17 protein-coding genes and 1 tRNA gene are annotated in these 18,971 nt (G+C 30.3%); 5 read left to right on the top strand and 13 right to left on the bottom strand.

Annotated elements, in window-relative coordinates; genetic code table 11:
• Positions 1 to 36: 36 nt before the first annotated feature.
• On the top strand, positions 37 to 402 hold the full coding sequence (locus L8Y18_RS06170; protein ID WP_220566684.1) for a histidine triad nucleotide-binding protein: 366 nt from the start codon (positions 37 to 39) through the stop codon (positions 400 to 402).
• Positions 403 to 418: 16 nt separating this feature from the next.
• Here the strand turns inward: L8Y18_RS06170 and pckA are convergent, their stop codons facing one another.
• Genes pckA through L8Y18_RS06145 form a run of 5 tightly spaced genes read right to left on the bottom strand, consistent with a single transcriptional unit; the run spans position 419 to position 7,884 of the window.
• Entirely contained in the window at positions 419 to 1,993 is a 1,575-nt protein-coding gene (gene pckA, locus L8Y18_RS06165) for a phosphoenolpyruvate carboxykinase (ATP) (protein WP_133319887.1), read from the bottom strand.
• A 10-nt stretch (positions 1,994 to 2,003) separates the two neighbouring features.
• Positions 2,004 to 3,782, bottom strand: a complete 1,779-nt coding sequence (locus L8Y18_RS06160) for a biotin/lipoyl-containing protein (protein WP_263676478.1) — start codon at positions 3,780 to 3,782, stop codon at positions 2,004 to 2,006.
• Between the two features lie 58 nt (positions 3,783 to 3,840).
• Entirely contained in the window at positions 3,841 to 5,175 is a 1,335-nt protein-coding gene (locus L8Y18_RS06155; RefSeq protein ID WP_263676477.1) for a sodium-dependent transporter, read from the bottom strand.
• 9 nt (positions 5,176 to 5,184) lie between these two features.
• On the bottom strand, positions 5,185 to 6,522 hold the full coding sequence (locus L8Y18_RS06150) for a sodium-dependent transporter (RefSeq protein WP_263664839.1): 1,338 nt from the start codon (positions 6,520 to 6,522) through the stop codon (positions 5,185 to 5,187).
• Between the two features lie 9 nt (positions 6,523 to 6,531).
• The gene (locus L8Y18_RS06145; protein ID WP_258108779.1) at positions 6,532 to 7,884 is read right to left on the bottom strand and encodes a sodium-dependent transporter; all 1,353 of its coding nucleotides are present in this window, start codon (positions 7,882 to 7,884) and stop codon (positions 6,532 to 6,534) included.
• Between the two features lie 194 nt (positions 7,885 to 8,078).
• Between L8Y18_RS06145 and L8Y18_RS06140 the strand changes: the two genes are divergently transcribed.
• The 4 genes from L8Y18_RS06140 (at position 8,079) to L8Y18_RS06125 (ending at position 10,342) form a co-directional block, all read left to right on the top strand.
• Positions 8,079 to 8,402, top strand: coding sequence for a F0F1 ATP synthase subunit C (locus L8Y18_RS06140; protein WP_012661906.1), 324 nt, complete (start codon positions 8,079 to 8,081; stop codon positions 8,400 to 8,402).
• A 29-nt stretch (positions 8,403 to 8,431) separates the two neighbouring features.
• Positions 8,432 to 8,517: transfer RNA gene (locus L8Y18_RS06135), tRNA-Leu, on the top strand.
• Between the two features lie 30 nt (positions 8,518 to 8,547).
• Positions 8,548 to 8,982, top strand: coding sequence for a hypothetical protein (locus L8Y18_RS06130; RefSeq protein ID WP_263659757.1), 435 nt, complete (start codon positions 8,548 to 8,550; stop codon positions 8,980 to 8,982).
• Between the two features lie 64 nt (positions 8,983 to 9,046).
• Positions 9,047 to 10,342 carry a methyl-accepting chemotaxis protein gene (locus L8Y18_RS06125; protein ID WP_220566680.1) on the top strand — a complete coding sequence of 432 codons (1,296 nt, stop codon included), beginning with the start codon at positions 9,047 to 9,049 and terminating at the stop codon, positions 10,340 to 10,342.
• Between the two features lie 11 nt (positions 10,343 to 10,353).
• Here L8Y18_RS06125 and L8Y18_RS06120 read toward each other — a convergent pair whose 3' ends face one another.
• From L8Y18_RS06120 to L8Y18_RS06085, 8 genes are all read right to left on the bottom strand, one after another.
• On the bottom strand, positions 10,354 to 11,517 hold the full coding sequence (locus L8Y18_RS06120; RefSeq protein ID WP_263676475.1) for a metal-dependent hydrolase: 1,164 nt from the start codon (positions 11,515 to 11,517) through the stop codon (positions 10,354 to 10,356).
• Entirely contained in the window at positions 11,514 to 12,416 is a 903-nt protein-coding gene (locus L8Y18_RS06115) for an NAD(P)H-dependent glycerol-3-phosphate dehydrogenase (protein WP_133319694.1), read from the bottom strand. Before L8Y18_RS06115 ends, L8Y18_RS06120 begins: the two co-directional genes overlap by 4 nt.
• Before the next feature lie 2 nt (positions 12,417 to 12,418).
• Positions 12,419 to 13,837, bottom strand: coding sequence for an Asp-tRNA(Asn)/Glu-tRNA(Gln) amidotransferase subunit GatB (gene gatB / locus L8Y18_RS06110; RefSeq protein WP_263676474.1), 1,419 nt, complete (start codon positions 13,835 to 13,837; stop codon positions 12,419 to 12,421).
• A 126-nt stretch (positions 13,838 to 13,963) separates the two neighbouring features.
• Positions 13,964 to 14,644, bottom strand: coding sequence for a F0F1 ATP synthase subunit A (locus L8Y18_RS06105; protein WP_263676473.1), 681 nt, complete (start codon positions 14,642 to 14,644; stop codon positions 13,964 to 13,966).
• Positions 14,645 to 14,706: 62 nt separating this feature from the next.
• Positions 14,707 to 16,215 carry a phytoene desaturase family protein gene (locus L8Y18_RS06100; RefSeq protein WP_263676471.1) on the bottom strand — a complete coding sequence of 503 codons (1,509 nt, stop codon included), beginning with the start codon at positions 16,213 to 16,215 and terminating at the stop codon, positions 14,707 to 14,709.
• A complete protein-coding gene (radA, locus tag L8Y18_RS06095; protein ID WP_263676470.1) occupies positions 16,206 to 17,546 on the bottom strand; it encodes a DNA repair protein RadA in 1,341 nt (446 codons plus the stop codon). Before radA ends, L8Y18_RS06100 begins: the two co-directional genes overlap by 10 nt.
• Before the next feature lie 3 nt (positions 17,547 to 17,549).
• The gene (ftsY, locus tag L8Y18_RS06090; protein WP_263676469.1) at positions 17,550 to 18,416 is read right to left on the bottom strand and encodes a signal recognition particle-docking protein FtsY; all 867 of its coding nucleotides are present in this window, start codon (positions 18,414 to 18,416) and stop codon (positions 17,550 to 17,552) included.
• The gene (locus L8Y18_RS06085; protein ID WP_263676467.1) at positions 18,416 to 18,961 is read right to left on the bottom strand and encodes a TlpA family protein disulfide reductase; all 546 of its coding nucleotides are present in this window, start codon (positions 18,959 to 18,961) and stop codon (positions 18,416 to 18,418) included. The genes ftsY and L8Y18_RS06085 overlap by 1 nt, the downstream gene beginning before the upstream one ends.
• Positions 18,962 to 18,971: the final 10 nt, after the last annotated feature.

Raw genomic sequence — 18,971 nt, 5'->3', positions numbered from 1 at the left:
AAATTAGCAAAAAATAACAAAAAAAAGGATTACTAAATGAGAGAAAAAACCGTATTTGAACTAATCGTAGAAGGAAAAATCCCTGCTAATAAAGTTTTAGAAAGTGAAAAATTTTTAGCTTTTCATGATATCAATCCTAAAGCACCTATTCATATTTTAATCATTCCAAAAGAACATTTTGAAAACTTTCAAGAATTAAGACCTGAATTAATGAGCGAAATGACACAATTTATCCAAGAACTAGCTACTCTTTTAGGACTTGATAAAAGTGGGTATAGATTAATCACAAATTGTGGAAAAAATAGCGGACAAGAAGTTTTTCATTTACATTTTCATATGTTAGGTGGATTTGAGCTTCCAAAAAATAAAGAAACCCAAATCAATCCTCAATCTTTATTCTAAAAAGAGCTAACTCTTTTTAGATAGCAGGACCAGCTAGTTTAAATTCTGCTCCTTCTTTTACATCTTCATAGCGTTTGAAATTTTCTATAAACATTTTTGCAAGCTTTAATTTAGTTTCTTCATAAGCTTTTTTATCCTCCCAAGTATTAACAGGGTTTAACAACTTACTTTCTACACCCGCTAATTCTTTTGGAACTGCAAGATTAAATAAATCATAGTTTTCAAACTCACAATTTTGTATGCTACCATCTAAAATCGCATTAATGCAAGCTCTAGTAGCTTTTATACTCATTCTTTTGCCTACACCATAAGCTCCACCGCTCCAACCGGTATTTACCAAATAAACATTCACATTATGCTTGCTGATTTTTTCGCCCAAAAGTTTTGCATAAACAGTTGGGTGTAATGGCAAAAACACTTCTCCAAAACAAGCCGAAAAAGTCGCAACAGGCTCAGTAATACCTCTTTCAGTTCCTGCTACTTTAGCAGTATAACCACTTAGAAAATAATACATTGCTTGTTCTTTACTAAGTTTACTAACCGGAGGTAAAACACCAAAAGCATCCGCTGAAAGGAAAATGATATTACTAGGATGACCTGCACTAAGGCTTGGCTCGTGATTTAAAATATGCTCTATCGGATAAGAAACTCTAGTATTTTCAGTTTTAGAACCATCATTAAAATCAACACTTAAATCATCTTTTAAAACTACATTTTCTAAAAGTGCATTTTGCTTTATAGCTCCATAAATTTCTGGCTCACTTTGAGGATCAAGATTGATACATTTTGCATAACAACCTCCTTCAAAATTAAACACACCCTCATCATCCCAACCATGCTCATCATCGCCTATTAATTTTCTTTTTGGATCAGTTGAAAGAGTAGTTTTACCTGTACCACTAAGCCCAAAGAAAAGCGCTACATCACCTTTTTCTCCAACATTAGCACTACAATGCATAGAAAGTTTATTTTCTAGTGGAAGCCAATAATTCATCATAGAAAAAATTCCTTTTTTCATCTCTCCACCATACCAAGTTCCACCAATTACTGCTATATTTTTTTCTATGTTAAAAATGACAAAAACCTCTGAATTTAAACCATCTTTTTTATAATCTTCATTAATACATTTGCAAGCATTATACACCACAAAATCAGGTTTAAACTCACTAAGTTCTTCTTCTTTTGGACGAATAAACATATTTTTTACAAAATGTGCTTGCCATGCAATTTGAGTTACAAAACGCACAGCTTTACGACTTTTTAACGAAGCTCCACAATATGCATCTTGGATATAAATATCACTATTACTAAGTTGTTTTTTAGCTTTTGCTAAAAGCTTTTCAAATAATTTCTCACTAATAGGCTGATTAATCTTACCCCAAGCAATGTATTTTTGCGAAGGATCTTGTTTTACAAAATATTTATCTTTAGGACTTCTTCCAGTAAAAATTCCTGTATCTACACTAAAGGTGCCATTTTTAGTACATACACCTTCATTATTGTTTTTTTCGTGCTTTAAAAGCTCATCATAACTAAGATTGTGAAAAACTTGTCCAATATTTTCTAAGCCTAAATTTTCTAAACCTTTCATCTTTACCTCCTTATTTATAAGTCATTAAAGCTTGACCTTCACTTACACTCTCACCAGCATTTACTAAAAGTTCTGCAATTTCTCCATCTTTACTTGCACTAATCTCAATTTCCATTTTCATAGCTTCAAGTACAGCTACAACTTGACCTGCCTTTACACTATCATTTTCTTTAACTAAAATTTTAAATACATTTGCATTCATACTTGCAACAATAGCATTATCACTTACTTGAGTTTTTGCAACTTTTGCATTATCTGCACTTACTTTTACAGCACTTTTAACATTAACATCTCTATCAAAACCTGCACTTACTTCTACATGGTATTTGTTACCATTAACTGAAACGGTAAATTGATTTTCATCAATAAGACTTGATTTTAATTTGCTATTTTTTCTAACATTAACCTTAGCTTCGCCTTTTAAGAAAGCTATGCCTTTTTCTTTACAAGCTGCAACGATAAAAATATTTTCTTCACTTGTTTCTAAATTTTCTTTTTCTAATAAGTTTTTAATATAAGCTATACTTTTGCTCTCATCAGCATCAGCAATATCTGTGGCTAATTTTGTAGTTGGTTCTAGTTTTAATTGCTCACTTGCAAGCTTAATTACTTCAGGATCTGGAGCAACGGGAGTTTTTCCAAAATATCCTAAAACCATTTTTCCATATCCATCTGCAATTTTTTTCCAAGGACCAAACATTACATTATTAAAAGCTTGCTGGAAATAAAACTGCGATACAGGAGTAACAGAAGTACCATAACCACCTTTTTCTACTACTTCTTGCATAGCTTTTATAACTTGAGGAAATTTATCTAAAATATTATTATCTCTCATCATTTGTGTATTAGCAGTTAATGCCCCACCTGGCATAGGTGAAAAAGGTATTAAAGGATTTACCGCTGTTGCTTCAGGTGGTAGAAAATAATCTTTTAAGCAATCTTTTAACACTTCTTCATATTTTAAAATTTTCTCTTCATCTAAACCAAGATCAAAATTGCTTCCCTTTAGAGCATGAAGCATTGTTAAAATATCAGGTTGAGAAGTACCACCGCTAACAGGAGCAGCAGCTAAATCTATACCATCAACACCTGCCTCTAAAGCTGCTAAATAGCATGCTATGCTTACCCCTGCAGTTTCATGCGTATGTAATCTTATATGCATATTTTCAGGCAAGTTTTTTCTAGCCATTTTAATAACTTCATAAATTTTATTTGGATTTGAAGTTCCACTTGCGTCTTTAAAACAAATACTATCAAAAGGAATTTGAGCTTGTAGGATTTCTTTTAAAATTCTTTCATAAAAAGGTACATCATGCGCACCTTTACATTTTGGAGGTAAATCCATTAAAGTAATAGTAATTTCATGTTTTAAACCATGCTTAACTATACATTCTCCACTAAATTTTAAATTATTTACATCATTTAATGCGTCAAAATTTCTTATTGTAGTTGTGCCGTGTTTTGCAAACATTTTTGCATGCAAATTGATAATTTCTTTACTACCTGTATCAAGTGCTACGGTATTAACTCCTCTTGCAAGAGTTTGTAAATTTGCATCTTTTCCAACGATGGCTCTAAATTTGTCCATCATTTCAAAAGCATTTTCGTTCAAATAAAAAAATAAACTTTGGAATCTAGCTCCACCACCAAATTCAAAATGCTTAATATCTGCTTCTTTAGCTGCTTCTAGGGCAGGAAAAAAATCATTCATTAAAACTCTAGCACCATAAACAGATTGAAAACCATCCCTAAATGTGGTATCCATCACATCAATTAACTTTTTAGCCATAATTTTTCCTTATTTTTACATCTTTGCAATTATAACTCTACTTTCTTAAAAAATAAATTTATAAAATTTGATTTAACATAATGATAATAATCGCAATAGGTGCAAGAAATCTAAGTAAAAAATACCATACTTCAAAAATACTTCTACTCATAAACTTAGAAAATAAATTGTAAATTTTTATTTTTTCCACAAAAAATCCTACGAAAATAGCACTTGCAATAGCTCCAAGTGGGAGCATAAAATTAGAAGTTAATTTATCTAAAATATCAAAAAAACTTAAACCAAAAAAACTAAAGCTAGTCCCATAATTAGCACTAAAAGATAAAATACAACTCATTCCCAAAAGAAAGACTACAAAGCCTATAAAAACCAAAGCTTTTTTTCTTGAAATTTTATATTCATTTACAAGATAAAAAGTAAAAGGTTCTATCATAGAAACTGCTGAAGTAATCCCTGCAAAAAATAAAGCTAAGAAAAAATAAAAAGCTAAAAAATGTCCAAAGATAGCACCTAAATTAGAAAATAAAGTTGTTAAAGATATAAATACAAGCCCAGCTCCTTCTGCAGGATTAGCATTAAATTTAAATATAAAAGTAAATACAATAAGTCCCATCATCAAACCTATACTGATATTTAAAAGCACAATTATGGCCGAACTTGTAATTAAATTTGTATCGTCTTTTAAAGAGGCTGCATAAGTGGTAATACAACCTATACCTAAACATAAAGTAAAAAAAGCAAGACCTAAAGCTGTTAAAACAGAATTTAAACTAAGCTTGGTAAAATCAGGGTAAAACAAATAAACAAAAGCTTCCTTAAAACCATCTTGAAAAAAACAATATACTAGCATTAAAACAAGCATAATAAACAAACTTGGCATAATCCAAACATTAAGTTTTTCTATACCGCTTTTAACCCCTCTTGAAACAACAAACAAGGTAAGAAAAAAAGCAATTAAAAAATACAAACTACTTTCTAAAATACTATTTTGTATTAAATTTCCAAATAAAGCTCCTGCTTCTTGAGTATTACTAGGTAGATAATAAATCGAAGTTATCATGTATTTTAAAACCCAACCCATAATAACAAGATAAAAAGATAATACAAAAATTCCACCGAGCATAAAAAATCCAGCAAATTTCCATTTTTGAGCATATTTAGTTGCTAAGCTTTTATAAGCATTTACAGGATCACTCTGACTTAATCTTCCCATAGCAATTTCAGCCAAAAATACACAAAATCCTATACTAATAGTCAAAAGCAAATACAAAAGCACAAAAGCAAAACCACCATTTTGGCCTACTAAGGTTGGAAATTTCCAAGCATTTCCAAGCCCTATAGCTCCACCTGCTACTGCTAATACAAAACCTATTTTAGAAAATTTATCATTCATTTTAATACCTTAGAAAAAAAGCTGTCTAGCCATAATTAAAATAACCGCTAATGGAGAAATGTATCTTAAAAAGATATACCAAATTTCAAAATATATCCCACGCATAAATGGGTAAAATAAAGTTTGTAAAGCTTCTTTTTTAAGCACAAAACCCACAAAAAATGCTGTAATTAAAGCAGAAATTGGCATTAATAAATTTTGTATGAAAAAGTCTAAAATATCAAAAAAACTTTTCCCAAAGAAATTTAAACTTGATGCACTTACATGATAAAAAGAAAGTATAGATAAACTTCCAAGAAAATAAACAATCATACCCACAAAAACCAAAGCTTTTTTTCTTGAAATTTGATAACGATTTATAAGATAAAAAGTAAAAGGTTCTATCATAGAAATAGCCGAAGTAATCCCTGCAAAAAATAAAGCTATAAAAAAGGCTATAGCTAAAACATTTCCTAAAAACCCTAACTTTGCAAAAAGCGTTGTTAATGATATAAATATAAGTCCTGGACCTTGTTGAGTAGGATCGGCTCCGAATTCAAATATAAAAGTAAATACAATAAGTCCCATCATCAAACCAATGATAGTATTAATAATGATAATATTTAAAGCACTGCTTATAAAATTTGTTTTATCAGGCAAGCTTGCTGCATAAGTTAAAATCACACATACACCCAAAGACATACTAAAAAATGCAAGCCCTAGTGCGTCTAATATAGAATTAACACTTAATTTTGAAAAATCAGGTACAAATAAAAACTCACTTGCTTTAGAAAAACCATCCATACTAAAAGAATATCCAAGCATTAAAATAAGTAGTATAAATAAGCTTGGCATCATCCAAACATTGAGTTTTTCTATACCACTTTTAACACCTTTTGATACTACATAAAAAATTACTATAAACACAAAAGTAAAACATATAAATTGAGATAAAACATCATTAGAAAGTAAATTTCCAAAAATAGCGCCTGCTTCATTTGTATCTTTAGGTAATTCAAAAAACCCAAAATAAGCATATTTTGCTATCCAACCTATAACAACACTATAAAAAGACACTAGAATAATAGCACCAAGCATAAAAAATCCTGCGAGTGACCATGCTCTTTTATTTTTTGGCGCTAAAGTATGATAAGCATTTACAGGATCTTTTTCACTAAGTTTTCCTATACTAAGTTCGGCTAAAAATATCACAAAAGCCACACCCAAGGTTAAAAGTAAATATACCACCACAAAAGCTGAACCGCCATTGTTACCCACTAAAGTTGGAAATTTCCAAGCATTTCCAAGTCCAACAGCTGAACCTGCTACCGCTAATACAAAGCCTATTTTAGAAAATTTTTCATTCATCTTTTAACCTTAAAAAAATAATTGTTTTGCCATGATTAAAATCACAGCTAAAGGCGAGATATATCTTACAAAAAAATACCAACACTCAAAGTATTTACCCCTCATATAAGGATAAAATAAAGTTTGTAAAGCTTCTTTTTTAAGCACAAAACCTACAAAGATTGCACCAAATAATCCACCTAAAGGCATCATTAAATTTGAAGCAATAAAATCTAATATATCAAAAAAACTTTTTCCAAAAAATTCTAAAGAATCTTTACTCCACTCAATTCCTGATAAAATACACAAACTTCCCAAAAAATACACAATGAAAGCTATAAAAATCAAAGCTTTTTTTCTTGTAAAATTATAAGAATTGATTAAATAAAAGGTTAAAGGTTCTATCATGGAAACTGCTGAAGTAATCCCTGCAAAAAACAAAGCTATAAAAAAAGCCACAGCTAAAATATTTCCCAAAGGTAAAAAGCCAATTGGGTCAATATTTGAAAACAAACTCATCAAAGATACAAAAATCAAACCTGGACCTTGTTGAGCTGGATCTCCATTAAATTCAAATATGAAAGTAAATACAATAAGTCCCATCATAATACCAATAATAATATTAATAATGATAATGTTAATAGTGCTTGTAATAAAATTTGTTTTATCAGATAAACTTGCAGAATAAGTTATAATTGAACCCACTCCAATAGATAAAGAAAAACAAGCAAGTCCCAATGCACTTAAAAATGCTCCTACACTAAGCTTAGAAAAGTCCGGAGAAAATAAAAACTCACTTGCTTTAGAAAAACCATCCATACTAAAAGAATATCCAAGCATTAAAATAAGTAGTATAAATAAGCTTGGCATCATCCAAACATTGAGTTTTTCTATACCACTTTTAACACCTTTTGATACTACATAAAAAATTACTATAAACACAAAAGTAAAACATATAAATTGAGATAAAACATCATTAGAAAGTAAATTTCCAAAAATAGCGCCACTTTCTTCTATGCTTTTTGGTAAAGGAAAAAACCCAAAATAAGCATACTTAACAATCCATCCTATTATCACGCTATAAAAAGAAACAATCAAAATAGCACCTATTAAAGAAAAACCAACTATAGACCAAGCTCTTTTATGTTTTGGAGCTAAAGTATAATAGGCATTTACAGGATCTTTTTCACTAAGTTTTCCTATGCTAAGTTCAGCCAAAAATATCACAAACCCTACTCCCAAAGTCAAAAGCAAATATAAAAGTACAAAGGCTGAGCCTCCATTTTGTCCTACCAAAGTTGGAAATTTCCAAGCATTTCCAAGTCCAACAGCTGAACCTGCTACCGCTAATACAAAGCCTATTTTAGAAAATTTTTCATTCATAAAGATAACCTTAAATTTATAAAACTATAAAAATTTTTAATGTAGCTAAAAAAAACTTTAATTTATTTTAAAATATATAATATTAATTTAAATTTCAATAATTTTAAAGTTATATTTGTATATAATTTCGCTTTTATAAATCACGAGTAGGGATACGCAAGCCGAAAGGATTTAAATTTTTACAAGGAAAAACTATGAAAAAAATCGTATTTTTAATGCTAGCTTTAAGCGGTTTTGCATTTGCAGCTGAAGGCTCTATGAATCAATGGTTAGCTTCTTTTTCTATCTTAGCAGCAGGTTTAGGACTTGGTGTTGCAGCTTTAGGTGGAGCTATCGGTATGGGTAATACTGCAGCAGCAACTATAGCGGGTACTGCTAGAAACCCTGGTCTTGGTGGTAAATTAATGACTACTATGTTTATTGCTTTAGCGATGATTGAAGCTCAAGTTATTTATGCGCTTGTTATTGCTCTTATCGCTCTTTATGCTAATCCATTCCAAGCATTAGTAGCAGCTTAAAATTTTCAAAGCCCTCTTGTGGGGCTTATGCGGTTATGGTGGAATTGGTAGACACGCCATCTTGAGGGGGTGGTGCGCTCAGCGTGTGCGAGTTCAAATCTCGCTAACCGCACCATTTTTATTTTTTAAGGATTATCAAAACAAAATGACTTTCTATATTTTAGTCAGTGCAATAGCTTTTTTAATTCTTTTTTTTGCCATAAAAAAATATACTCTAAAACTAGATGAACAAGCCTTACTTGAACCTATTAAAAATGATATTTATCCTGAATTTTGTGATCTAATTAACGAAGAGATAAGAAATATAAAAAATAATCTTTTGCAAAATACCTTTACACTCCAAGATGAAAATTATAAAGATGAATTTTTAGAGAATTTAAGCAATATGAGTAGAAAACTTAATCATATCCAAACAATGAATTTAAGTAAAAGAAATAATGCTTTGTGGGAAGAAACACTTTTTGGATTTTTAAAAGAGCTTGAAGAACTTAACAAACAATATCTAAATGACAATGAGAAAATTAACGATGAAATAAGAAATTCTCTCCAAGAAAAATTTTATAATTTAACAAAAAGCTAATATAAACAAATTATTTATTTTAAAAAGCACTATATAATTCCGAATTATTTTATAAAGGGGTTTTATGTTTATCAACAAGAAAAAAATTAATGAACAAATTACTCAATTAGAGCAATCTAATCAAGCTTTTCAAGATATACTTAATGCTATTAGCAAAACTATGGCCATGATAGAATTTCAAACAGATGGAACTATTATTAATGCTAATGAAAATTTTCTAAAAACTATGAATTACTCTTTAAATGAAATCAAAGGTAAACACCATAGTATGTTTTGTTTACCAGAGGTTGTAAAGTCACAACGCTATGTTGATTTTTGGAGAGATTTAAAAAGTGGTATATCAAGAAATGGACTTTTTAGACGCATTGCAAAAGGCGGGAAAGATATTTATCTTGAAGCCAATTATCTTCCTATTTTAAACCAAAACAATGAAGTGTATAAGGTTATTAAATTTGCAAATGACATTACTCAAAGAAACTATGAAATGCTTGATCTAAAAAACACCATAGATGCTGCTAATCGTTCTATGGCTATTATTGAATTTAATCCTTATGGAGAGATTTTAAATGCTAATGAAAACTTCACTCAAACCATGGGTTATTCACTAAGTGAAATCAAAGGAAAACACCATAGTATGTTCTGCGAGGAAAAATTTAGGAATTCCAAAGAATATACAATTTTTTGGGAAGAGCTAAGAAGTGGTAAATTTCAATCAGGAAAATTCATACGCTTTGGTAAAAACAACAAACTAATCCATTTAGAAGCAAGTTATAATCCTATCAAAAATGATGATGGAGAAATTTACAAAGTTATTAAATTTGCAACAGATATTACCGAACAAGTTGTAAGAGATGAGGAAAAATTAAAGCTCATTAGTGAATTAGCTGAACAAAATGACAATCTCACTCAAGAGGGCGATAGTGTTATAGAAAATACGGTTCAAAATATTCAAGGCATTGCTGATATGATGAACAATAGTAGCAATCTCGTATCATCATTAAATGAGCAATCAGAAGAAATTAAAAATATTATTCAAACCATTAGCGATATAGCCGATCAAACCAATCTTTTAGCTCTAAATGCGGCTATTGAGGCAGCGCGTGCAGGTGAGCATGGTAGAGGTTTTGCTGTTGTTGCTGATGAAGTTAGAAATCTAGCTGAAAGAACTGGACATTCAGTAAATGAAATCACTACTACCATTAATTCTATCAGAAATGTAACAGCTGAAGTTGTACAAAGCATTAAAGATGGCTTAAGTGGCGTAAATCAAAGCGTGGATTTAGCCAAAGAAGCTAGAGAATGTATGGAAAAAATTAGAAATAGTTCAGCTCAAGTAGCTCAAGCTATGCAAGATAAATAAAAGTTTTTAGCTTAAAGGCTAAAAACTTTTCCTGCTATAAAACTTTTTTCTACCTTACCTTGCAAGATATCATTTGCATATAAACCTTCTCCATTAAAAGAAAGTTTTTCATCAAATACAACTAAATCAGCATCAAAACCAAGTTCTATTTTACCTTTATTTAATCCCAAAAATTGCGCTTGATTATAGCTTGTAAAATCACATAATTCTTTCCAAGTTAAGATACCTTCTTTTACTAAATATGTAAAACATAAACTCATATATATAGCTATGGCATTAACTCCAAAACCTGCTTCATCAAAAGCCAAATCTTTTTTAGTGTTAGGAGCATGCAAAGAACTTAAGAAAGTAATTTTCTTATCTTGAAGCAACTTTTTAAGATTTGTTACTTCATCTTTTGTTTTTAATGGAGGTAAAATTTTTGCTTGAGTGTTAAAATTTTCACAAGTACTTTCATCTTTGATTAAATGATGGATTGAAATTTCACTATATTGATCATGCAATAATTCAAACGATCTTGCAATTGCTAAAGAGCTAAAACAAGCTTTGTTTTTATAAAATTTCACTAGTTCTTTCATTTTTGCCACTTCACTAGTTTCAGCTATATTACTAATTCCTATAAGTCCTAATTCAAAACTTATTTGTCCATCGTTCATCACTCCATGATCATCAAAACTCTCATCAAAACACTTTAAAAATACAGGGGTTGATTTCATATTGGCATATTGCATACATTGTCTTAAATAATTTGCACCCAAAGTACTTGAAAGCTCTAAGCCTTTTGCACCCATATCAATTAAGGTAGCAATATTTTTTAATTTTTCTGTTTTATCTAATACATTAATAGTAGGTAAAACATTAATATCTAAAGATTTTAATTTATCAAAATAAAGCGCATAGCCTTGAGTGTTAGCTTCTAAACTATCTTTTAAAACAATAGTCCCTACCCCACCTTTTAAGCATGCTTTTTCAAGATCATATAATTTATCTATACTAAATTCATTATCAAGCAAACTAACATTTAAATCAATAAACGAAGGAAGTAAAGTTTTACCTTCTATATCAACAATATACTCATCATCATTTAAATCATTAGCAATTTGAGTAATTTTTCCATCTTCTATTTTAAGATCAAGCTTTTGCTCGCCATAAATTTTTGCATTTTTGATGATCATGATATTTCCTCCTTTGATGACATCAAATCTTTCAAAGATTCCCAAGCATTCTTACCCTCTAGCATTAAGACTACTTCGTTAACAATCGGGGTATAAATTTGAAATTGTTTCGATAAAGAATGTATAGCATAAGCAGTTTGCACTCCTTCAGCTACCTCGCCAAGTTCCATTAAAATATCTTTTATATTTTTGTCACTAGCCAAACTCAAACCTACTCTATAATTTCTTGATAAGTTACTTGAAGCTGTTAAAAATAAATCTCCAGCCCCACTAAGCCCTAAAAATGTTTCTTCTTTAGCATTAAAAAATTGTCCAAAGCGGTGCATTTCCACTAAACCTCTTGAAACTAAAGAAGCTCTTGCATTATTGCCTAAATTTAAACCATCGCAAACTCCACTTGCAATTGCTAAAACATTCTTATATGCACCACAAATTTCAGCGCCTTTAACATCAGAACTTGTATAGGTTTTAATATAATTTGGAAAAAAACTTGCAAATTGATTACAAAGCTCTTGATTTTTACCACTAACAACCAAAGCACAAGGTTTTTTTTCTAAAACTTCACTTGCAAAAGAAGGACCACTTAAAAAACAAAGTCTATCACTACTTATGAACTCACTAAAAACCTCATCCATAAATTTTAAACTTTTACAATCAATACCCTTAGAAGCTACAAGAATTTTTTGATTTAAATCTTTAAAATTATTTGCAAGCCATTCATGCATTCCTTGAGCATATAAAGCAAAAACTAAATATTCATATTCTAAAGCTTCTTTGGTACTAACAAAATAAGAAAGATCTTTTTCATGAAAAGAAGTTATTACGCATTCATTTTTAACGCTCAATGCATCATATAAAGCACTTCCCCATTTTCCTGCACCAACAACTGCTATTTTCATATTTAACCAAGTTTTGCTTTTAAAATTTCATTTACCTTAGCAGGATTAAATGCACCCTTACCTGCTTTCATTGCCTGACCGACAAAGAAACCAAAAAGTTTATCTTTACCACTTTTATATTCAGCTACTTTATCTTCATTGTTTGCTAAAATTTCATCAATAATCTTTTTAATAGCACCATCATCACTTACTTGTTTTAAACCAAGTTTTTCAATAGCATCATCAATTTCAACTTCTGTATTTTCAAATACATAAGCTAAAATATCCTTACCTGCTTTAGCGCTAATAACACCTTCTTCTATACGTTTGATCAAAACAGCTAATTTTTCTTGTTTTATAGGTGAGTTTTCTATAGTCAATTCGCCTTTTAGAAGCCCCATTAACTCTGTCGTAAGCCAAGTAACACAAAGTTTTGGATTTAATTTTTGATTAATTAGATACTCAAAATATCTACAAAGCTCTAATGAAGAAACAATCACTTCACTATCACTTTCTTTAATACCCAATTCACTCACAAATCTAGCTTTTTTCTCATCAGGAAGTTCAGGTATATCTTGATTTAGCATTTCATCATCTAAAATTACAGGTAAAAGATCAGGATCAGGGAAATATCTATATTCAGCAGAATCTTCCTTACCTCTCATACTTCTAGTAACTAAATTAACCGTATCAAATAATCTTGTTTCTTGCACAACTTCTTGATCGTATTTTCCATCTTCCCAAGCTTCACTTTGGCGTTTTACTTCATACTCAATCGCCTTTTGAATAAAACGGAATGAATTTAAATTTTTAATCTCCACTCTAGTATAAAGCTTATCATCACCCTTTGGACGAATACTAACATTAGCATCACATCTAAAACTACCTTCTTGCATATTTGCATCTGAAATATCTAAAAATCTTATAATAGAATGTAATTTTTTCAAATAAGCCACTGCTTCATCGGAACTTCTAAGTTCAGGTTCACTGACAATTTCAAGCAAAGGCGTGCCTGCTCTATTTAAATCTACTTTTGAAAAATTACTCTCATGTATATTTTTTCCTGCATCTTCTTCTAAATGAGCCCTAGTGATACCTATGCGTTTATTTTCTCCATTTACATTGATAAATAACTCACCATTTTCCACTATAGGAATATCAAATTGCGAAATTTGATAAGCTTTTGGTAAATCAGGATAAAAATAATTTTTTCTATTAAAAATACTTTTTTTATTTATAGTTGCATTAACTGCTTTTCCAAATGCTATGGCTTTTTTCACTGCTTCTTGATTTAATACAGGTAAAGCACCTGGTAAAGCTAAACATGTTGGGCATACATTAGTATTTGATTTTTCTCCAAAAGAAGTTGCACATGAACAAAAGATTTTTGTTTTTGTATTTAATTGTGCATGAACTTCGAGTCCTATAACAACTTCAAACATTAAAATTTTCCTTAGAATTTTTTGTTTATTCTAGCGTTTTTTATTTCAAAAAGAGTTTAAAAAAGAATAAAAGAAGAAGATTAAAAAAGAAAAAAGCAAAAAATATTTTTTTTTGCTTTTTAAAAATTAATGATGCTCATCAACTACAGTTGCACCTGCTAAATAAACATAAGTTAAAATCATAAAAATAAAAGATTGTAAAAATGCCATAAAAGTTAAAAGCATATAAGCAGGCAATGGCGCAACCCAAGGCACAAGAGCTAAAATAACTGCTAAGAATAAATCATCTCCCTTGATATTACCAAATAAACGGAAAGATAAAGAAATAACTCTTGAAAAATGAGAAACCACTTCTATAGGAAACATCAAAGGTGCTAGAATTTTCACAGGTCCCATGAAATGTGCAAAATACTTAAAAAATCCTTGAGTTCTAATACCTTCAAAATGATAATACACAAATACTATAATAGCCAAAGAAGCACTAAAATTTAAACTTGCTGTTGGAGCTTCAAAACCAGGGATGATTCCTATAATATTACTAAAAAATACCATAAAACCTATAGTTGCAACTAAAGGTAAATATTTTCTAGCAGCTTCATCACTACCCATAGTATCCCTACCCATGCTTAAAATGCCTTCCATATAAGCTTCAGCCAAATTCTGACTACCTCTTGGGACAATTTGCATAGATCTTGTAGCAAGTTTTGCTAAAATCAAAGAAATCGCAACCACTATACCCAAATGAAAAAAGTATGCAAAAGTGTGGCTAGAATCTATAAAAGAACTAAATAAAAATAAATCTTTCATTAAAAATCCTTAGCAGAATAAATATTTCAAAGCTAATATTATAAAAAAAAATTGCTTATATTTTAATGAAAATTCATTTTATTAGCGCAAAAATATCCACCCAAAATCGCACCTGTAAAACCACCTCCAGGAAATATAAAAGCATTAGCAAAATATAAATTTTCTATACTTTTACTTTTATAATGCAATCTATATTTAACCCCTTCTTGATCTTGAGAAAATCCATAAATTGTACCCTCATAAGCTTTAGTATATCTTTGTATAGTTTTTGGCGTGGCTAATTCTTGATGGATTAAGTGTGAACTTAAATTTGGAAAAATCTCATCTAGTCTTTGCACTATGGCTTTTAATACTTCTTCTTTTTTAACTTTATAATCTTGCTTATTTAAATCCCACTCTTGATAATTTGAACTAAAAGCTACAACACCTATGTATTTATCGCTAGCCAAGCCACTATCAACCTTAGAATAATTCACAAAAGCCATAGGCCTTTGTTTAATATCTAGTTTTAAAATATTAGTGTTTTCATATGAACTATTTAAAAAATCATCTTCAAATATAAAATTACAATAATCCATATTTTCATAAATTTTAGAAATATCTTTATCATAAATAAAATAAGCGCTCACTAAAGAACAAGCACGCTTTTTAGATTCTATTGCTTTGATTTCTTGGGTTAAATTTAACTCTTTAAGCAAGTCTTTATATACGATTAAAGGATCGCAATTTGCGATGATATTTTGCGCATGGATGGTATGTTTTTGATTATTTTGAATGTATTCTACTCCATAAGCTTTTTGTTCTTTTGTGAGTATTTTAACAACTTCAGCCTTAGCTAAAACCTGCCCTTGATTTTCTTTGATAACCTCAGCCAAAGCATCACTTAAAGCTTGCGAGCCACCTTTAATATACACCCCACCATCATAATAATGCTTTTGAGCAATGCCATGAAAACTGAAAATAAATTCTTTACTATCATGATGATAATAACTCATATTTGCATTTAAAATCTTTTTTAGCTTATCATTTTTAATATAAGCATTTAAAACATCATAAACTTTTTTATTAAACAATCTATTTTTAATAAATATCCAAGTAGTGTCAAAAGGAAACAACAATAACTCACTTAATTTTAAATCCCAAGGAAATCTTCGAATAGCATAAGCTTGCGTTTTTATAGCTTTAAAATATTTATCTATACCTTTACACTCTTGCGGAAATTCTTTTTTCAAAACTTCTTTTACTTTTTCTATACCATGAGGTAAAGTTAGATTATAATTTTTACTTTTAATACTCCATGCACTTGGTAAAGGTAAAATTTCAATTTTATCCTTTATACCAAGTTTTTCAAAAACCAAATGCTTCATATCAGTTTTTGCTTCACCTAGGTCCATCTCATGAAGTCCCGCATCAATCAAAGCGCCTTTTCTTTTAAAACAAGTAGCACAACCACCAATTAAAGAATGCTGTTCTAAAACTAAAACCCTTTTTTCATTTTTAGCTAAAAAAGCGCCTGCACTTAAGCCTCCAAGACCTGAACCTATAATGATTACATCAAATTTTACATCCATTCTAAAACCTCACGCAATTCTTTAGCTACAAAACATTTTAAGCCAAGTTCCTCCATAGGTTTTACAGGTACTATGGCATTTTTAAATTTTTGCATTTTAGCTTCTTTTAAACGCACATCAAGTGAAAATACTTCTTTGATTTCACCATTTAAACTAAGCTCACCCACAAAAACACTATCTTTACTCAAAGGGCGGTTTTTAAAACTTGAAATAATTGCTGCAACCACCGCTAAATCCGCTGCAGTTTCACTAATTTTTACCCCACCACTTACATTAATAAAAACATCATAATGCCCCAAGGGAATTTCAAGCTTTCTCTCTAGTAAAGCTATAAGCATATCTAAACGATTTTTTTCATAGCCTGTTGCACTACGCTTTGGATAAGCACTCTCACAAACTAAGGCTTGAATTTCTAGCACTAAAGCTCTGCTTCCTTCCATCACTACACTCAAAGCGCTACCACTTACTGCCTTACCACGCGTAAAAAATCTATTAGCTATATCTTTAGCACTAATCAAGCCCTTGGAAGTCATTTCAAAAATACCAACTTCGGAAATATTTCCAAAACGATTTTTAAAGCCTCTTAAAATTCTTATTTCTTTATTGACATCGCCTTCAAAATAAAGCACTACATCTACCATATGCTCTAAAATTCTAGGTCCAGCTATAGCCCCATCTTTAGTGATATGTCCTATGATAAAAGTGCTAATATTATTGGCCTTAGAATAGCGCATTAATTCAAAAGTAATTTCTCTAACTTGAGTGATACTACCTGCTGCTGAAGTAATTTTATTAGAATATAAAGTTTGAATAGAATCAATAATTAAAATTTCATAATCTTTTTTAGAAAGCTCACTTAAAATATCTTCTAAGCAAAGTTCAGTAAGTAAAAATAAATTCTCACAATTTGCATTTAAACGATCCGCACGCAGTTTGATTTGAGATTTACTCTCCTCGCCACTTACATAAAGCACTTTTTTACCACTTTTAGCCAAATTCGAAGCAATTTTTAATAAAAGTGTGGATTTTCCAACCCCAGGTGAACCCCCAATTAACACCAAAGAACCCACAACAAGCCCACCACCTAAAACTAAATCAAGCTCATTATCATCAGTGCTAATGCGTGTGAAATTTTCTGCTATAACATCATTTATACATACTGCAGAACTTGGGGTGTTTGAGAGTAAATTTAACTCTTTTAAAACCTTAATTTGTTCTTGCTTTAGCTCAACAAAACTATCCCAAGAACCACATTCAGGACATTTGCCTAGCCATTTACTTTGTTGATTTCCACAAGCTTGACATTCAAATAAAATGTGTTTTTTAGCCATAAATTAAGCAAAAATCTCTTCAACTAAAGTTTTAACATATTCACTAGGGTTAAACTCATGAATTTGTCCTAATTGTTCCCCTACTCCTACATATAAAATAGGAAGTTCAAGCTCTCTTGCTATGCTAAATAAAGCTCCACCTTTGGCAGTTCCATCAAGTTTTGTAATAATCACTCCATCAAGTTTTACTAAATCATTAAAAGCTTTTGCTTGCAAAATTCCTGCTACACCTTGAGTGCCATCAAGCACAAGGATTTTTCTATGAGGAGCTCCTTGCATAGCTTTATCACTTATGCGGACAATTTTTTCAAGCTCATTTGCAAGATTTTTTTGATTTTGCAAGCGTCCTGCTGTATCTAAAATAACCCTATCATAGTTTTTTGCCAAAGCTTTAGAAATAGCATCATAAGCAACTGCCGAAGGATCATGTCCTTGTGAAGTAGCTATGATATCTATATTTAATTTTTGTGCCCATAATTTTAACTGCTCTATGGCTCCTGCCCTAAAAGTATCACAAGCTCCAAGTATAACTTTTTCACCATTTTCTTTATGCAAATGTGCCATTTTAGCAATACTTGTAGTCTTACCTACCCCATTTACACCTAAAATCAAATCCACAAAAGGCTTAACATTAGCAAGTTCGGGCTTATCATAAATAAAATAAGTCCCCATAACACGCTCTAAATCAGCCTTTTTAACCTCATCACTTGGAGGAAGATAGTAAATAATCTCTTCAACTATCTCATACGCCACATCAGCTTCTAAAAGCATTTCTTCAAGCAAATCTTTTGTAATGATTTTATTTGAAGCCTTAACTAAATGGATGCTTTCTAAAGTCTTTTTTAAACCATTCTTTAAAAATCCAAACATTACATTATCGCTTTTTGTATATCTATATCTAACATTTCTTCAGGAATTAAACCTAAATACTCTTTAATCTTTTCGCCTTTTGCATTAAACAACACCATTGTTGGAATAGAGCCGATATTTAAAACTTTAGAAAAAATAAAACTATTCTCTCCTAAAACCGAAGGAAAATTCATCTTTTCTTTTTGTATAAACTCCAATAATTCTTGTTTTTTATCTTCTTCTAAAAAAAGCGCTATGACTTCAAATCTATCTTGATATTTTTTATTTAAATTATTTAAATGTGGAATTTCAGCTTTACATGGCTCACACCAACTTGTAAAAAATACAAACAACTTAGCTTTTGCTGTATCATCAAAATTAAATTCTTGTTCATGGTATTTCACATACATTTTTCTACCATCTAAAAATTTCAAAGTAAAATCAGTATTTTCACTTTGACTTAAACTTGCATTATCGGTATTTTCATTACTAGAATTTTCTTTATCACTTGAGCATGAAGTAAAAAAAATCATAGCAAAAATTGCTAAAAAAATTTTAAATTTCAAGTCATATCCT

The sequence above is a fragment of the Campylobacter sp. CNRCH_2007_0968H genome (assembly GCF_025773245.1).
Lineage (GTDB): Bacteria > Campylobacterota > Campylobacteria > Campylobacterales > Campylobacteraceae > Campylobacter_D > Campylobacter_D lari_D.
Note: the sequence above shows the minus strand (reverse complement) of the source record. Positions and strands in the feature narration are given on the sequence as shown.

What these genes read in the sequence shown, in the direction of transcription:
- L8Y18_RS06170 (WP_220566684.1), top strand. Translation starts at nt 37, where the DNA reads ATGAGAGAAAAAACCGTATTTGAACTAATCGTAGAAGGAAAAATCCCT.
- pckA (WP_133319887.1), bottom strand. Translation starts at nt 1,993, where the DNA reads ATGAAAGGTTTAGAAAATTTAGGCTTAGAAAATATTGGACAAGTTTTT.
- L8Y18_RS06160 (WP_263676478.1), bottom strand. Translation starts at nt 3,782, where the DNA reads ATGGCTAAAAAGTTAATTGATGTGATGGATACCACATTTAGGGATGGT.
- L8Y18_RS06155 (WP_263676477.1), bottom strand. Translation starts at nt 5,175, where the DNA reads ATGAATGATAAATTTTCTAAAATAGGTTTTGTATTAGCAGTAGCAGGT.
- L8Y18_RS06150 (WP_263664839.1), bottom strand. Translation starts at nt 6,522, where the DNA reads ATGAATGAAAAATTTTCTAAAATAGGCTTTGTATTAGCGGTAGCAGGT.
- L8Y18_RS06145 (WP_258108779.1), bottom strand. Translation starts at nt 7,884, where the DNA reads ATGAATGAAAAATTTTCTAAAATAGGCTTTGTATTAGCGGTAGCAGGT.
- L8Y18_RS06140 (WP_012661906.1), top strand. Translation starts at nt 8,079, where the DNA reads ATGAAAAAAATCGTATTTTTAATGCTAGCTTTAAGCGGTTTTGCATTT.
- L8Y18_RS06130 (WP_263659757.1), top strand. Translation starts at nt 8,548, where the DNA reads ATGACTTTCTATATTTTAGTCAGTGCAATAGCTTTTTTAATTCTTTTT.
- L8Y18_RS06125 (WP_220566680.1), top strand. Translation starts at nt 9,047, where the DNA reads ATGTTTATCAACAAGAAAAAAATTAATGAACAAATTACTCAATTAGAG.
- L8Y18_RS06120 (WP_263676475.1), bottom strand. Translation starts at nt 11,517, where the DNA reads ATGATCATCAAAAATGCAAAAATTTATGGCGAGCAAAAGCTTGATCTT.
- L8Y18_RS06115 (WP_133319694.1), bottom strand. Translation starts at nt 12,416, where the DNA reads ATGAAAATAGCAGTTGTTGGTGCAGGAAAATGGGGAAGTGCTTTATAT.
- gatB (WP_263676474.1), bottom strand. Translation starts at nt 13,837, where the DNA reads ATGTTTGAAGTTGTTATAGGACTCGAAGTTCATGCACAATTAAATACA.
- L8Y18_RS06105 (WP_263676473.1), bottom strand. Translation starts at nt 14,644, where the DNA reads ATGAAAGATTTATTTTTATTTAGTTCTTTTATAGATTCTAGCCACACT.
- L8Y18_RS06100 (WP_263676471.1), bottom strand. Translation starts at nt 16,215, where the DNA reads ATGGATGTAAAATTTGATGTAATCATTATAGGTTCAGGTCTTGGAGGC.
- radA (WP_263676470.1), bottom strand. Translation starts at nt 17,546, where the DNA reads ATGGCTAAAAAACACATTTTATTTGAATGTCAAGCTTGTGGAAATCAA.
- ftsY (WP_263676469.1), bottom strand. Translation starts at nt 18,416, where the DNA reads ATGTTTGGATTTTTAAAGAATGGTTTAAAAAAGACTTTAGAAAGCATC.